Annotated in this window: 15 protein-coding genes; 9 read left to right on the top strand and 6 right to left on the bottom strand. The window is 72.6% G+C overall.

What is annotated here, in order from left to right; translation table 11 throughout:
- The first annotated feature begins 648 nt into the window (after positions 1 to 648).
- The 4 genes from ACFVSN_RS18550 to ACFVSN_RS18535 all read left to right on the top strand — a co-directional run bounded on the left by ACFVSN_RS18550 (position 649) and on the right by ACFVSN_RS18535 (position 4,590).
- Positions 649 to 1,902 carry a glycosyltransferase gene (locus tag ACFVSN_RS18550; RefSeq protein WP_387956144.1) on the top strand — a complete coding sequence of 418 codons (1,254 nt, stop codon included), beginning with the start codon at positions 649 to 651 and terminating at the stop codon, positions 1,900 to 1,902.
- A gap of 139 nt (positions 1,903 to 2,041) precedes the next feature.
- Positions 2,042 to 3,238 carry a non-hydrolyzing UDP-N-acetylglucosamine 2-epimerase gene (gene wecB, locus ACFVSN_RS18545; protein ID WP_387956142.1) on the top strand — a complete coding sequence of 399 codons (1,197 nt, stop codon included), beginning with the start codon at positions 2,042 to 2,044 and terminating at the stop codon, positions 3,236 to 3,238.
- Positions 3,235 to 3,903, top strand: a complete 669-nt coding sequence (locus ACFVSN_RS18540) for a family 16 glycoside hydrolase (protein WP_387956140.1) — start codon at positions 3,235 to 3,237, stop codon at positions 3,901 to 3,903. The genes wecB and ACFVSN_RS18540 overlap by 4 nt, the downstream gene beginning before the upstream one ends.
- A 102-nt stretch (positions 3,904 to 4,005) precedes the next feature.
- Positions 4,006 to 4,590 (top strand): hypothetical protein, encoded by a 585-nt coding sequence (locus tag ACFVSN_RS18535; RefSeq protein ID WP_387956138.1) that lies wholly within the window; start codon positions 4,006 to 4,008, stop codon positions 4,588 to 4,590.
- A gap of 44 nt (positions 4,591 to 4,634) precedes the next feature.
- Here ACFVSN_RS18535 and ACFVSN_RS18530 read toward each other — a convergent pair whose 3' ends face one another.
- The gene (locus ACFVSN_RS18530) at positions 4,635 to 5,381 is read right to left on the bottom strand and encodes a TetR/AcrR family transcriptional regulator (protein WP_387956137.1); all 747 of its coding nucleotides are present in this window, start codon (positions 5,379 to 5,381) and stop codon (positions 4,635 to 4,637) included.
- Between the two features lie 94 nt (positions 5,382 to 5,475).
- Between ACFVSN_RS18530 and ACFVSN_RS18525 the strand changes: the two genes are divergently transcribed.
- A complete protein-coding gene (locus ACFVSN_RS18525) occupies positions 5,476 to 6,930 on the top strand; it encodes a DHA2 family efflux MFS transporter permease subunit (RefSeq protein ID WP_387956136.1) in 1,455 nt (484 codons plus the stop codon).
- Positions 6,931 to 6,961: 31 nt separating this feature from the next.
- A complete protein-coding gene (locus tag ACFVSN_RS18520; protein ID WP_387956134.1) occupies positions 6,962 to 7,903 on the top strand; it encodes an NADP-dependent oxidoreductase in 942 nt (313 codons plus the stop codon).
- On the opposite strand, the gene ACFVSN_RS18515 is transcribed toward ACFVSN_RS18520, so the two are convergent.
- Complete coding sequence (locus tag ACFVSN_RS18515; protein ID WP_387956132.1) at positions 7,873 to 8,250, bottom strand: hypothetical protein; 378 nt, start codon at positions 8,248 to 8,250, stop codon at positions 7,873 to 7,875. The two genes, ACFVSN_RS18520 and ACFVSN_RS18515, sit on opposite strands and share 31 nt — an antisense overlap.
- A 207-nt stretch (positions 8,251 to 8,457) precedes the next feature.
- Between ACFVSN_RS18515 and ACFVSN_RS18510 the strand changes: the two genes are divergently transcribed.
- Positions 8,458 to 8,850: a hypothetical protein gene (locus ACFVSN_RS18510; RefSeq protein WP_387956130.1), complete on the top strand. Its 393-nt coding sequence runs from the start codon at positions 8,458 to 8,460 to the stop codon at positions 8,848 to 8,850.
- An 80-nt stretch (positions 8,851 to 8,930) separates the two neighbouring features.
- Here the strand turns inward: ACFVSN_RS18510 and ACFVSN_RS18505 are convergent, their stop codons facing one another.
- From ACFVSN_RS18505 to ACFVSN_RS18490, 4 genes are all read right to left on the bottom strand, one after another.
- The gene (locus ACFVSN_RS18505; RefSeq protein ID WP_387956128.1) at positions 8,931 to 9,650 is read right to left on the bottom strand and encodes a hypothetical protein; all 720 of its coding nucleotides are present in this window, start codon (positions 9,648 to 9,650) and stop codon (positions 8,931 to 8,933) included.
- 110 nt (positions 9,651 to 9,760) lie between these two features.
- The gene (locus ACFVSN_RS18500; RefSeq protein ID WP_387956126.1) at positions 9,761 to 10,498 is read right to left on the bottom strand and encodes a hypothetical protein; all 738 of its coding nucleotides are present in this window, start codon (positions 10,496 to 10,498) and stop codon (positions 9,761 to 9,763) included.
- A 120-nt stretch (positions 10,499 to 10,618) separates the two neighbouring features.
- On the bottom strand, positions 10,619 to 11,215 hold the full coding sequence (locus ACFVSN_RS18495; protein WP_387956124.1) for an AAA family ATPase: 597 nt from the start codon (positions 11,213 to 11,215) through the stop codon (positions 10,619 to 10,621).
- Positions 11,216 to 11,284: 69 nt separating this feature from the next.
- On the bottom strand, positions 11,285 to 12,061 hold the full coding sequence (locus ACFVSN_RS18490) for a hypothetical protein (protein WP_387956122.1): 777 nt from the start codon (positions 12,059 to 12,061) through the stop codon (positions 11,285 to 11,287).
- Positions 12,062 to 12,270: 209 nt separating this feature from the next.
- On the opposite strand from ACFVSN_RS18490, the gene ACFVSN_RS18485 reads away from it, so the two are divergent.
- Positions 12,271 to 12,606, top strand: a complete 336-nt coding sequence (locus tag ACFVSN_RS18485; protein WP_387956120.1) for a hypothetical protein — start codon at positions 12,271 to 12,273, stop codon at positions 12,604 to 12,606.
- A 101-nt stretch (positions 12,607 to 12,707) separates the two neighbouring features.
- Positions 12,708 to 13,889 carry a cytochrome P450 gene (locus tag ACFVSN_RS18480; protein WP_387956118.1) on the top strand — a complete coding sequence of 394 codons (1,182 nt, stop codon included), beginning with the start codon at positions 12,708 to 12,710 and terminating at the stop codon, positions 13,887 to 13,889.
- Positions 13,890 to 13,891 lie beyond the last annotated feature (2 nt).

The raw sequence follows: 13,891 nt of genomic DNA, 5'->3' as shown, positions 1-13,891 counted from the left end.
TCATTGTCGTCCCCCCTGATTCATGGGTTTCGCCGGTCCCGCACCCCAGGCACCCCCCGGTGAATCTGGTGAAGACATGGCAAGGCACGGCGGTGAAGCCCCGGCATTTTGCCGATTCTCACGCCGGGCGCAAGGAGTGTCAACAGCATTTCTCGGTCCGGCCCGTGCACTTTTCGACGGTCGACTTCGCACGGAGGAGCCGGCGTCCACGACGCGGAACGCACGCCCTCCGATGGCACCACATTCGGCCAATCATCGGCCCTCGGCCTGCGGTAATGAAACGATCATCGGCCTACCGAACGCCCGATCGGGCCGGTTCACCGCCGTTTCACGGAATTTAATATTCCGATTCGCAGCCTTTCGTGATCACGTGCTTAAGCCTGCTTGTCATCTGATAGCCTCCGACCGCACGCCCCGGACCGACGGGCGGGCTGAAATCCGGGGGGATCTCATGTACGGAAAACCCGTTCTGGGGATAGTCCTGCCCTTGGCCGGACTGATGGCGGCCCCAGAAGTTCTGCCGGGCGTACCCTTCGCCAGGGGACTGCAGGAAGCGGCCGGTGCCGGGTTCCTGCTCTACTGTTCGACAGCCACCATTCTCCTTCTCGTCAAATTCTGGTTCGCGTTCCGGAGCTCCGGTGATCGCCCGTGATCACGGAGGTCCTTCTCTGGTCGAGCGTCGCCATCATCGTGATGGCGGGCTGCTACAACGCCACCCTCTTCGTCCTCTCCAGGCGCAGGGTCCGCAACGACCGCGGTCCGCAGGCCGAGCGTCTCTACGTCTTCCTCCTCGCCTGTCTCAACGAGGAGAAGGTGCTCGCGGAGAGCCTGGCCCGGATCACCTCACTGCCGGCGGCCGACTTCATGGCACTGGTCATCGACGACGCGTCCGACGACCGCACCGCGGAGATCGCCCGCGCCGCCGACCCCGACCGGGTCAAGCTGCTGCAGCGGCACCTGCCGAACGCCCGCAAGGGCAAGGGCGCCGCCCTCAACGCCGGCATCCGCCACCTGCGGGAGTCCGGCATCCTGGACGGCCGCGACCCGGGCGAGGTGATCGTCTGCGTCGTCGACGCCGACGGCCGCCTCGACCCGCACGTCGTCCAGGCCGTCGACCCCTACTTCGACGACCCGCGCACCGGCGCCACCCAGATCGGCGTGCGCATGTACAACCGTCAGCAGGGCCTGCTCGCCCGCCTCCAGGACATGGAGTTCGTCATCTACGGCGACATCTTCCAGTCCGCCCGCCGCTACTTCGGCAGCGTCGGCATGGGCGGCAACGGGCAGTTCATGCGACTCTCCGCGCTCGACACCCTCTGCGGGGAGGACGGCTCGGGGCCGTGGAGCGACTCCCTGACCGAGGACCTCGACCTCGGGGTGCGCCTCATCGCCGGCGGCTGGACCAACCACCACTGCACCACCGCCGCCGTCTCCCAACAGGCCGTGCTCGACGTGCGACGGCTGGTGCGCCAGCGCTCCCGCTGGTTCCAGGGCCACCTGCAGTCGGCCCGGCTGGTGCCGCTGATCCTGCGCGAGGTGCCCACGAAGCCCGCGATCGACCTGCTGTACCACCTCTCCAGCCCCGTCCTGATCCTGCTCACCTCCCTGCTCCCGCTGTCCTTCGTCATCGCCACGGGCGGCGTCCTCCTCGGCTCCGTCGAGGCCGGGCACCCGTTGGTGTCGCCGATGTGGATCATCGGCCCGTACGTCCTGTCGTTCACCGCGGCGTACGCCTACGGCTGGGTCTACTTCCGGCGCGAGCGCGGGCTCGGGCTCGTCCGCGCGGTCCTGCTCTCCCACGTGTTCGTCGTCTACGGCTACATCTGGTTCGCCGCCGGATGGTGGGGCCTGTGGCGCATGCTCACCGGCAAGCAGACCTGGCTCAAGACCGCACGCACCTGACGCGCACCCGACACACGCACGCCCGTCTCCTTCAGCACCGTCCACGCACGTGCGCACGCACGACCCTCCGCGCACGTGCGGAAAAACCCTGTGCGGAAAACCCTCCCTGCCCCTCGGCAGGCACCCTCTCTGGAGACTCATGTCCCCGAACGCGAACACCACACCCGTCCGCGCCATGCTCGTCCTCGGCACCCGCCCGGAGGCGATCAAGCTCGCGCCGGTCGTCCGCGCCATGGCCGCCTCCCCGCACTTCGAGCCCCTCGTCGTCTCCACCGGCCAGCACCGCGAGATGCTCCAGCAGATGCTCGAACTGCTGCAGGTCGAAGCCAAGTTCGAGCTCGACGTGATGAGAGAGCGGCAGGAGCTGTCCAAGCTGACGGCCCGTCTGGTCGAAGGCCTGGGCGAGGTCGTCCACGCCGAACGCCCGGACCTCGTCGTCGTCCAGGGCGACACCACCTCCGCGCTCACCGGCGCCCTCGCCGCCTTCTACGAGCACGTCCCCGTCGCCCACGTCGAGGCCGGGCTGCGCACCGGGGTGCTGGACAACCCCTTCCCCGAGGAGCTCAACCGCCGCCTCATCGGGCGCATCGCCCGCTGGCACTTCGCGCCCACCCCCCGCGCCGCCGGACACCTCACCGCCGAAGGCGTCCCGGAGGCGGAGGTGTTCGTCACCGGCAACACCGTCATCGACAACCTGCTGTGGGTGCTCGACCAGGGCGCCGGCCGCGACCACTTCGAGAGCAACGGCCGGCGCCGCGTCCTGGTCACCCTGCACCGCCGTGAGAACCAGGGCGACAAGATGCGCGCCATGGGCAAGGCCCTGCGCCGGCTCGCCGACCGCGGCGACGTCGAACTCGTGCTGCCGCTCCACAAGAGCCCCGCCGTCCGCGAGGCCCTCCTGCCCGAACTGTCCGGCCACACCGCCATCCGCATCGTCGAACCACTCGACTACGTCGACTTCTCCGCCACCCTGGCCGGCTGCGACCTCGTCCTGACCGACTCCGGCGGCATCCAGGAGGAGGCCCCCACCCTCGGCAAGCCCGCCCTCGTGCTGCGCACCACCACCGAGCGGCCCGAGGCCGTGGAGGCCGGCGCGGCCCAACTCGTGGGCACGGAACCGCACGTCATCCTGGACGCCGCCATGCGCCTGCTGGACGACGACGACGCGTACCGGCGCATGGCGAGGGCCGGCAACCCCTTCGGCGACGGGCACGCCACCGCCCGGATCCTGGCCCAACTCGCCGAGGACTTCGGCGTCGACGCCGACCCGGCGCCCGCACCGGCCCCCCTCGCCGTCCCCCAGCCCAAGGGTCCGGAGTCATACTCGACGGCATGACGAGAGTTCACCGGCTCCTCACCGTCGTCCTCCTCTCCGCCGCCGCGGTGGCGGGGCTCGCCTTCGCGGTGAGCGCCATCTGGGGGGACGAGTACGGGGAGCCGGTGCGGCCGTGGACCGACGGTTCGGTCCACGGCCCCTGGCGGTCGGTCTTCGACGGCCACGGCGCGAACACCGGCTTCACGAACGGCCTGGCCCTCTCCCCCAAGCCGGCGCGGCAGCCGGACGAGACCCACGCCGGACTGATCGTCTCCACGCGGCAGTACGGGGACATGAGCCTCCAGGCCCGCATGCGCACCGTCGCCCAGCTGCGCACACCCACGCCCAACCCCTGGGAGGTGCCGTGGCTGGTGTGGGCGTACACCGACCCGGACCACTTCTACTACCTCATCCTCAAGCCCAACGGCTGGGAGCTCGGCAAGCGCGACCCCGCCTACCCCGGCGGCCAGCGCTTCCTGGCGACGGCCGCCGAGGAGTTCCCCGTCGGCGACTGGTCCGACGTCAAGGTGGTCCAGCGCGGTGCCCACCTGGACGTGAGCGTCGACGGCAAGGGCCTGGTCTCCTACGACGACGAGGAACGCCCGTACCCGGGCGGCAGCATCGGCGCCTACACGGAGGACGCCCAGGCGGTGTTCAGCGACATAGCGGTGGAGCCGACGCAGTAGCGTCCGCCGCCCACTGCCGCGACCTCGACGGGCTGCTCCGGCGCCGGCGCGGGGCGCAAACCCACGTGATCACGGGGCACCCGGTCTGCCAGACTGCCCGGCGTGAGCAATTCGAACGCCCTGCCCGTCCTGCGGACCCCCGATCTGCCGACCGCCTACCGTGCCGTCAAGCGGCTGCTGAACCTCGCGATCCCCATGGACTCGTTCAACGTCAGCGCGGAGACGGAAGCGCTCACACTCGAAGAGGTGCAGCGCATGGCGGCCGCCTTCCCGACGGCCACGATCGCCCCTGCCGACCCGTACCGGCCGGAGTCCAACGACGACGTCCGACGCATGGTCGTGGCGGGGGACCCGAACGTGGCGGCGCTGCTCCCCGTCTCGCTGATCCTCGAACGGCTGCCGGTCGGGTCGATCGAGGAGTCGTTCTTCGGGGTGGTCGGGTCCGGTCCGGGTTCGATCGACTGGGACTGCTTCAGCTGGCCGGCCGTTCCGGAGCTCGGCCTGGCGGTCCGCAACAAGGACGCCTACGTCCAGATCGCGCTCAACAGCCGGGACGTTTTCCGTGACGTGCCCGCCGAGGACCACACGGTCTTCGTCCACTTCCGGCAGGGCGACGTGGAGCGCGCCGAATGGCTGGCCCGGCAGGCCGGGTTGCAGCCGGTCGGCCCGGTGGAGTGGGGCTGGTAGGGGTCCTGCTCGCGGCCGGGCGGCCGCATTGCGCGCCGTTCGTCCTACTGGCGGGACCGCGCGCTCTCGATGCCGTCGAGCATCAGGCCGAGCGTGAAGTCGAAGCGGTCGTGGGTGGTGCCGGCCGTCAACTCCTCGGCGTAGCGCCGGGTCTGGGGGTAGGCGTCGGGGAGGGCGGCGAAGCGGCGCAGGAGTTCGTCGCGTTCGACGACCCACTCGCCGTCGCCGCGTTCGTGGCGCTTGCCGGCCATGGAGAGCTCAAGGCTGTACGCGTTCACGTAGAGCATCAGCGAGTCCATGGCCCAGGCGGCGGCCTGCGGGGGGATGCCGCCGGCGAGGAGGATGGCGAGCAGGCCCTCGCCGACCCGGAGGGTGTCGAGGTCCGAGGGGGCGGCGGCGAAGGCGGCCCGGGAGATGCCGGGGTAGCGCAGGTACTGGTCGCGGAGCTGGGTGCAGACGTCGGTGACCTGCTGCCGCCACCGGGCCGGGTCCGGCTCCGGGAGGTCGATCCGGGCGCACAGGCGGCCGATGAGCAGCTCGTCCAGGTCGTCCTTGTTCACCACGTGCGCGTAGAGCGAGGACGGCCCGGTCTCCAGGGCCGTCGCGAGGCGCCGCATGGTGAGGGCCTCGAAGCCCTCCTCCTCGATCATCGCGAACGCCGTGCTGATGATCGCCTCGACCGTGATCGGCTTCTTGCGTCCGGCGGACGGCCCGCGCCGGACGCCCGGCGCGTCCGTGTCGGTGCCGAGCTGGTGCCGCGCTGCGCGTCGCTCCTGCGGGGTGGGTGCCATGCGAGCAGTCTAACCAACCTGCGAACGGTGTTCCACGCCACTAAGAACGATGTTCGTATTGAACAGAACAGCGATCTGCTGTAGAACGGTGTTCGTGTCTACTGACCAGCTCACTTCCCGATCCCCCGCGACCACCGGCAGCACCGTGCTGCCCCCGCGCACCGCGTGGCTCGTCGTGGTCGTCGTCTTCCTCGCCGACGTCATGGACCTCATCGACGCCAGCATCGCCAACCTCGCCGGCCCCTCCATCCGCGCCGACCTCGGCGGCAGCGAGTCCACGCTCCAGTGGGTGCTCAGCGCCTACACCGCGGCCTTCGCCCTCGGCCTCGTCACGTCCGGACGGCTCGGCGACCTGCTGGGCCGCCGGCGGCTGTTCCTGCTCGGCCTGACCGGCTTCACCCTGGCCTCGCTCGCCTGCGGACTGGCCCCGAACCCGGCCCTCCTGATCACCGCCCGCACGCTCCAGGGCCTGTGCGGATCGGTCATGATCCCGCAGGGCATGGCCCTGGTGAAGATCGTCTTCCCGCCCCACCAGCTGCGCAAGGCCCTGACGCCCATCGGCCCCCTCATGGGCCTGGCCACCGTCGCCGGCCCGATCCTCGCCGGGTGGCTGCTCCACCTGAACCTCTTCGGCAGCGAGTGGCGCCCGATCTTCCTGATCAACATCCCCTTCGGCGTCGCCGCCCTCGCGATCGCCTGGCGCGTGCTGCCCGCGCACGGCGGCGAGGACCGCTCCGCCCGCCTCGACCCGGTCGGCGTCGGGCTGCTCACCGCCGCGTCGGCACTGCTGATCGTCCCGCTCATCCAGGGCCGCGAGCACGGCTGGCCCGCCTGGAGCTACGCCATGATGGCGGGCGCGGCGGTCCTGTTCGCCCTGTTCGCGCGCTTCGAGCGGCACAGCGCGCACCCGGTCATCACGCCCTCGCTGTTCCGCAAGCGCGGCTTCGTCGTCGGCCTGATGGTCTCGGGCGGTTTCTACGCCGCGCTGAGCGCGTTCGTCCTGACCGTCAACCTGCTGCTGCAGCAGGGCCTGGGCTGGTCGCCGCTGCACACCGGCCTCACGCTGATCCCGTGGGCCCTCGGCACCGCCCTGGCCGTCCTCCTCGCCGGCCGGTCGCTGGCCGTGCGGCTCGGGCGCACCGCCCTGCACCTGGGCCTGGCGATCGCGGTCGCGGGCCTGCTGGCGCTGTGGTGGTCCACCGCCCACTGGGGCACCGACCTCTCCGTCTGGAAGCTGGCGCCCGCGCTCCTGCTCACCGGATTCGGCTCCGGCATGGTCTTCGTCCCGCTCGTCGACTACATCCTCGGCGACGCCACGACCGAGGAGGTCGGCACGGGCGCGGGCACCCTCAACGCCGTCCAGCAGTTCGCCGGCGCGATCGGCGTGGCCGCCCTCGGCACGGTGTTCTTCGCCCGCGCCGGGCACGGCTCGCCGCACTCCAGCATCGACGCCGCCGAACTCGTCCTCGCCATCACCGCCGGCCTGAACCTGATCGTCTTCGCGCTGGTGGGGCTGCTGCCCCGGCACGCGCAGCAGGCGCACGGCTGAGGACGCACCCACTGACGCAAGGGAAAACACCATGAAGGCAGCACAGTTCAGCCGCTTCGGCGGCCCCGAGGTCCTGGAGATCGTCGACCTGCCCGACCCGCATCCGGGCCCCGGCGAGATCCGCATCGCCGTCCGCGCGGCCGGCATCAACGCCAGCGACTGGAAGAAGCGCCGGGGCGAGATGGACCAGGCACTCCCCCAGACCCTCGGCCACGAGGCGGCGGGCATCGTCGACGAACTCGGCGAAGGCGTCGAGGACTTCGCGATCGGCGACCGCGTCTTCGGCCTCTGCACGTCCGGCGCGGCCCAGGCCGAACTCGCGGTGCTCTCCTGCTACGCGCCGATCCCGCGACCGCTCGACTTCCCGGCCGCCGCCGCACTGCCCGCCGCCGCCGAGACGGCCACGCGGGTGCTCGACCAGCTGGGCGTCGCGGACGGACACGTCCTGCTGGTCCACGGCGCCTCGGGAACGATCGGCAGCGCCGCCGTCCAGCTCGCCGTGGCGCGCGGTGCGCGCGTGATCGGGACCGCCGGCCCCGCGCGGCAGGACTACCTGCGCGGCCTCGGGGCCGAGCCCGTCGTCTACGGACCCGGGCTCGTCGAACGGGTCCGGGCGGTCGCCCCCGACGGAGTCGACCTCGCGCTCGACGCCGCCGGGCGCGGACTGCCCGACCTCATCACGCTGACGGGCGGCCCCGGGCAGGTCGTGACGATCGCCGACTTCGCCGGCGCACGGGAGCATGGCGTCCGGTTCAGCCGGGGCGACGATGGCCGCGCCCTCCACGCCATCCGCTCGATCGGCCCGCTGATCGAGGCCGGGCGCTTCGCCCTCCCCGCCGTTCGGACCTTCGCGCTCGCCGACATCGCGGACGCGCACCGGGCCGGCGAGAGCGGCGGCCTGCGGGGGAAGCTCGTGCTGGTGATCGGCGCCGACGCTCGGCGTCACTCGGGCGGCGGGCTGTCCCAGGAGTAGGTGTCGGGCCGGTTGTGCGTACCGCCGGAGTTCTGGTCGTGGATGGCCGCGTCGGCGGTGTACGACGTCCCGTCGGCGAACTCGACCTGGCAGCGCAGGTGAACGGTCTCCCCGCGCACGGTGCCGTGGACGTGCGGGGTGCAGGAGACCGAACCGACCGGCCGGTGGTCCTGGGTGGTGATGTGGGACTTCATCACGTTCTGCAGGGCCACGTAGGCGTCGTTGTTCGGCCCGCAGGCGGCGGCAGTGGCGGCCAGGGCGACGACCGCCGCGGCTGCCACGGATGCCCGCGACAGCCGGGCCGACCGGGTCAGCCGGGCCCGCCCGCGAAGTCGGTCCACGCGCATCGGTGAGCTCCAGATCGCCGGTCGGAGGGAGCCCCGATCGTAGCCCCCGCGCGCGGGGCCCTTCACCACGCGATTCACCCGACCGGTCCCGCCCGCCCCGTCCGACACACCACGACCGGCGGACCATCGCCCGCCCCGGCAGGAGCGGCGCCTACTGTCACCCTCGCCCCTCAAAAGGGATATTTTCTGACAGATCGGAGAATCATCATGCACCGTCACACCACCTGGGCGCTGGCCGCACTCGCCGCCGCCGGCATCGCCGCCGTACCGACCGTCGCGAGCGCCGAGGTCGTCTCCGGCGGCAACCACGGAACGGTGGTGGTCGGCAACGGCAACCAGGTCGCGGGCTACGACATCATCAACGCGGGCCACGACGCCACCGTCGGCTCGCACAACGGCTCCAGCGGCGTGGCCGGCGGCGCCATGGACGCCGCCCAGGCGGCGGGCGGCAACTGGGACACCGTGATCGTCGGCAACGGCAACCAGGTCGCCGGTGACGACATCGTCAACGCCCTGAACGACGCCACCGTCGGCTCCTACAACGGCGGCTCGGGCATGGCGGCGATGATGACCACCGCCCTGAGGCCGATCACGGGCTGAGGCCTGGGCAGCCCCGGTTGAGCGCGGGAAGTCGGTGTGGCCGACTTCCCGCGCCGCTCTGTGTTCTCCCATGCGGCTGATCACGAGTCCGGCAGGAGAAGCCAGACTTCGGAGAGGGCGAGGCCGTGTTCACGGGTCGTCTCGCCGCACGGGCAGCCCAGCGCGATCAGGCGCCAGTCGCAGGCCACCGCCCACGGCCCGGCCGTGCCTCCGCAGGCCGGACAGGCGACGGTCTCCGCGGTCCACACCCCGGGGGCCGATCTGCCGTAACGGCGGAAGCGGCCCGCGTACCGGGCCCGCCAGGGCTCGACCGGGGGCGTGATCGGTGGAGTCCCGGGCCGCCTCGTCGAGGCCAGCAGGGCGAACAGGGAGGCCAGTTCGGGGATCAGGGCCTCACCGGCCTCCGTCGGCGGTGCGGCCGGGCCGGCCGGCGTCCCGTACGCCCGGGCCGCTGCCGGGGCCGGCGGGTTCGGGGTGGCGTACCAGGGCAGGAACGCTCGGGCGACGGCGGCCAGGAGGGCGGCTGCGGGCGGGCTGACGGCGCCCGCGTCCAGGTGGTGGAGGGTCGTGCGCAGCAGGCGCTGGAGCCGCCGGTCGCGGTCCGCGGCCACCAGCGTGCGCGCGGCCCCGCGCCGGGCCGGGAGCGGGGCTTGTAGGCGGGCCAGCACGGCCGCGGCCGCTTCGGCGTCCGCAACGGCAGGACGCCACTCGCCGGCAGCCAGAAGCTCCCGGGCCCGACCGGTTTCCGCCACGAGGGCGCGCGTCCGCAGCGATCGCGGCGCGAGATCGGTCTCGTGCATCCCGTGCCCGCTCATCACGCCCGCCCTTCCCCCGACCCGTGCGCACATCCCATCACACAAGCAGCCGCACCCGGCCACCACCGAAATCCACTGGACGCCGGACCCCTGACTCAGTTGCCTCCCGCCCTGCGATCGAGCGTGGCCTCAAGCCGATTCCGGAGGTCCGGCGGGCAGGCCGGGTTGGTGGCCACCGCGTAGCGGACGTCGCGTGACGGGTCTTCGGCGAGGGCCGTGAGCACGTCGGGCGGGAGGTTCCGGTTGCCGGCCAGCCAGCGACGGTTCTCCGTGTCGGCGGACGTCGCCGCGGCCCGCATCAGCCGCCGGCTGGTCGTCGCCCACAGGGCCCACCGGCGGACGACGGGGTCGAACCGCTTACGGGCGGCGGCAGTGACCAGCTCGGGCGGCGCCGACGGATTGCAGACGGCGGAGACGCGCACCTGCTGGTCCCGGTCGCGGGCGAGCTCGTTCAGGAGCTCGGCGGGGGTATGGGGGTTGGTGGCCACGGCGACGCGGACGGTCCACTCGTCGCGGGCCGCCGCCCGTAGGGCTACGGCGTCCCGGGTCCGGCCGATGGCACTGCGCCGCACGTCCCAGTCCGGATCGCCGAGCATCCGGTCCACCAGGTCGGACGGCACATCGGGGTGGGCCAGCACCGCGACGCGGACGTCGGAGGCCGGGCTCTCCGCGAGCGTGCGCAGGAGGTGTTCCGGCAGGTCGTCCCGGAGGCTCGGCCCGGTTCGCCGGCCGTAGTCCTCGATCCACTCCTCCGGGTGGTACCAGTCAGGGCCTTCGAGCACCCGCTCACAGCCCGGGGTGAAAACGGTGTTGCAGGGCCGTTGTTCGTCCACGGCGTCCTCCTGGGGCAGGCGGCCTTCAGCATTAACGTCAGATGGACGATAACACTTATCGTCGTTCGGACGATAATGGCGCCGGAGTCCTGCTGCCCCCCGATGGGACCGACCCGATCGTCAGGAGCTGTGGACCGGGCTGTCGGGGTCGAGGAGGTAGGCGCCCCTCGCGAGGCCCTCCAGGACGCGGTCGGCGGTCACCTCCGCCGTCAGTCGGCCGGAGTCCAGGACGTTCGCCTCGTAGGCGCCCAGGTCGCTGAACTGGGCGTGCATCGACCGGACCGGGGCGGGGTCGGTCAGGGCGTCGTCGCCGGTGCGGCCGGTCGCCCGGTCCAGCGTGGTGTGCTCGTCCGGGCGCAGGATGACGTAACTCAGCGGCACGGCCCGCTCCTTGGCCGCGGTGCGGAAGAGGTCGATGAACCAGGGGCCCACGACGCCGTCGTACACCACGTGGTAGCCGCCGGCGGCGTAGCCGAACGCCGCCGCGACCAGGACCTCCAGGACCACCTGGTTCTGCCGGTGGGCCTCGGGCAGGTAGGCCGGGAGCCGGCCCTGCTTGATGTAGCGCCAGAAGTCGTCACTGTGCAGGTGGACGCTCGGGGTCAGGCGGTCGGCGAGGAGCGCCGAGACGGTGCTCTTGCCGGCTCCGGGCGGGCCCGTCAGGAGGATCACCCGGCCGCCGGCGGGACTCGTCTGCTCGAAGCTCGGTGGGTTCACCCCGCCACCGTGTCACGTTCGGCCGGTGCTCCGCCCCCGATTTTGGCCCCCACGCGAGGGGCCGCGCGCTCAGTGCGGCCCGCGGCCGATGTCGCGACCGAGTTCGAGGGCGAGGACCTGGTCGAGCCGCACGAAGGTCTCGAAGCGCGTGCCGGGCGACAGGTCGGTGCGGGCCTCCAGGGCGTCGAGTGCGCGCAACGCGACCCGGGCGTCGAGGTCCTCGTCGAGGCCGTCGAAGCTCGCCTGGACCATGTCGGCCTCCGGCGCGCCGGAGGGCATGGAGGCGAGGTCGGCGACGAGCGCGCGCCAGCGGGTCAGCTTCTCGGCGGCGTCCGCCAGGGTGCCGGCGGTGAGCCGGACCGGGGTGGTGACGGCGTGTTCGAGGAGGGCGAGGCGCAGCGCGAGGGGGTCGTCCTCCGGGGTGAGGGCCGGGGTCGGCAGGTCCTCGGCCACGGGACCGGTGAGCAGGAGTAGGGCCGCCGGCGGTTCGGGTTCGGCGTCGGGGCGGCTGGTGACGGTCAGGTCGGCGACCGGCCCGTCCTGCGCGTCCGCGCGCGCGTGCAGGTGGGCGGGCGGGTGGATGCCGAGTCGGTCGGCAGCGATGCGGAGGGCCCGGAGCTGTTCGTCCGGCCCGTCGGAACCGTTCGGGACGGCGAGCTCGGTCAGCACCTGGAGGCCGTGCGTCTCGCAGGTGCGCGCCAGGACGTCACCGACCAGCAGGGCGCGCAGATCGCCGAGCCGGAACGGCCGGCCCCGCTCCCCCACGTCGACGGTCACGCGCAGGAGTCCGGTCCGGCGGGGGCGGATCTCGCTGTGCCGGCCCGTGCGGGCGTCGGTGATACGCAACGGCGTCTCCCTCTCGACTCAGTGGTGCGGTCAGGCGTGATCAGGTCCGGTCAGGATGCGGCATCGTCCGGTGCGTCACCGGTACGGCTGTCGGCTCCCCCCGGTGAGTTCCCCCTGAAGGTCCTGACGACGCCGACCGTGCCGAGGCGAACGCAGGTCGATACTCTCGGCATGACCCGGTCAGAAGACGGAACGGAAGGAGCGCCCGCATGCGCCGTGGGAGGGCCCGGGACGACGACGTACCGGCGGAGGCGAGCGAACCGGCTCAGCGGCGGCAGCATGCGCGGATCACTCCGGCATCCGTCCGCGACTCGGCGCTGATCGGGCTGCTCGCCGGTCTGATCGTCTTCATCGCCGCCATCCCGACGGCCGGTTCGGCGGCCGGAGGACCGTCCCGCCATCAAGGCCCGGGCCAGCGCGTCCACATCCTGCGGCAGTGCTGCGACAACCCCGTCCGCTGCCGGTCCGCCCGGCGGCGTCGACTGTGGTGTCCGCCGTCCCGGCGTCCGCACGGCATCAAACGCCGTGGCCCGCGGGCCCGGTGAACGATCGCGGCGGAGCCGACGTCGCTACGCTCGGTCCCGCGCTGCGCCGTCCGACCGGCACGGCGGCCTCCCCTGGTTCCTGCGACCGCGAACGGACGACCATGAGCACGCCCCTCCAGGACCCCGGATTCTTCCGGGACCCGTACCCGACGTACGCGGCGCTCCGCAGCCGAGCGGCCGTGCAGAAGCTCCCGGGCAGCGGGCACCGGGCCGGCTACGTCGTGACCGGTTACGCCGAGGCGCGGCAGGCGCTGGCCGATCCCGGACTGTCGAAGGACACCGCGCGCTTCTTCGCCGGCAAGGAGACCGGGCGCGACGTCCACCCCGCCGTCTCGCAGAACATGCTGGCCACGGACCCGCCGGACCACACCCGCTTGCGACGGCTGGTCACGAAGGCGTTCACCCCCGGGGCCGTCGACCGCCTGCGCCCGTACGTCCGCGGCGTCGCCGACACCCTCCTCGACTCGTGGACGCCCGGGGAGGAGGTGGACCTCATCGCAGGTCTCGCCGTCCCGTTGCCCGTCACGGTGATCTGCCAGCTCCTCGGTGTCCCGGCCGCCGACCGGGACGCCGTCCGGGCGTGGTCGACGGACCTGTTCGCCGCCGGCGACCACGCCCGCACCGACACCGCCTCCCACGCGCTCGCCGACTACATGACCGGGCTCGTCGCGGCCAAGCGCCGCACCCCGGACGACGCTCTGCTCTCCGCGCTGGTCGCCGCCCGGGACTGCGACGGCGACCGGCTGACCGAGCGGGAACTGGTCTCGCTGGCGGTGCTGCTCCTGGTCGCCGGGCACGAGACGACCACCGCCGCCATCGGCAACGCCGTCCTGGCCCTGCTCCGGCACCCCGACCAGCTGGAGGCGCTGCGCACGGACCCGGGCCGGATCGACGGCGCCGTCGACGAACTCCTGCGCTACGACTCGGCGGTCACCGTCGCCACCTGGCGCTGGGCCCCCGAACCGGTCCGGATCGGTGGGACGGACGTCCCGGCGGGCAGCCCGATGTTCGTCAGCCCGGGCGCCGCCAACCGCGACCCGGCCCGCTTCGCGGACGCGGACCGGCTCGACCTGGACCGGGCGGACGCCCACGCGCACCTGGCCTTCGGCCACGGCATCCACCGCTGCCTCGGCGCACCCCTCGCGCACGCCGAGGTGGCGACCGCGCTGCGCGTCCTGCTGGCCCGCTTCCCCGGCCTGCGCCTCGCCGTGCCGGCCGACCAACTTCGCTGGCGGCACTCGCGGCTCGTCCACGGGCTGGAGGCACTGCCCGTCGTGCCGTAGGC

The organism is Kitasatospora sp. NPDC057904 (assembly GCF_042887925.1).
Lineage (GTDB): Bacteria > Actinomycetota > Actinomycetes > Streptomycetales > Streptomycetaceae > Kitasatospora.
This window is presented reverse-complemented; position numbering and strand designations above follow the sequence as displayed.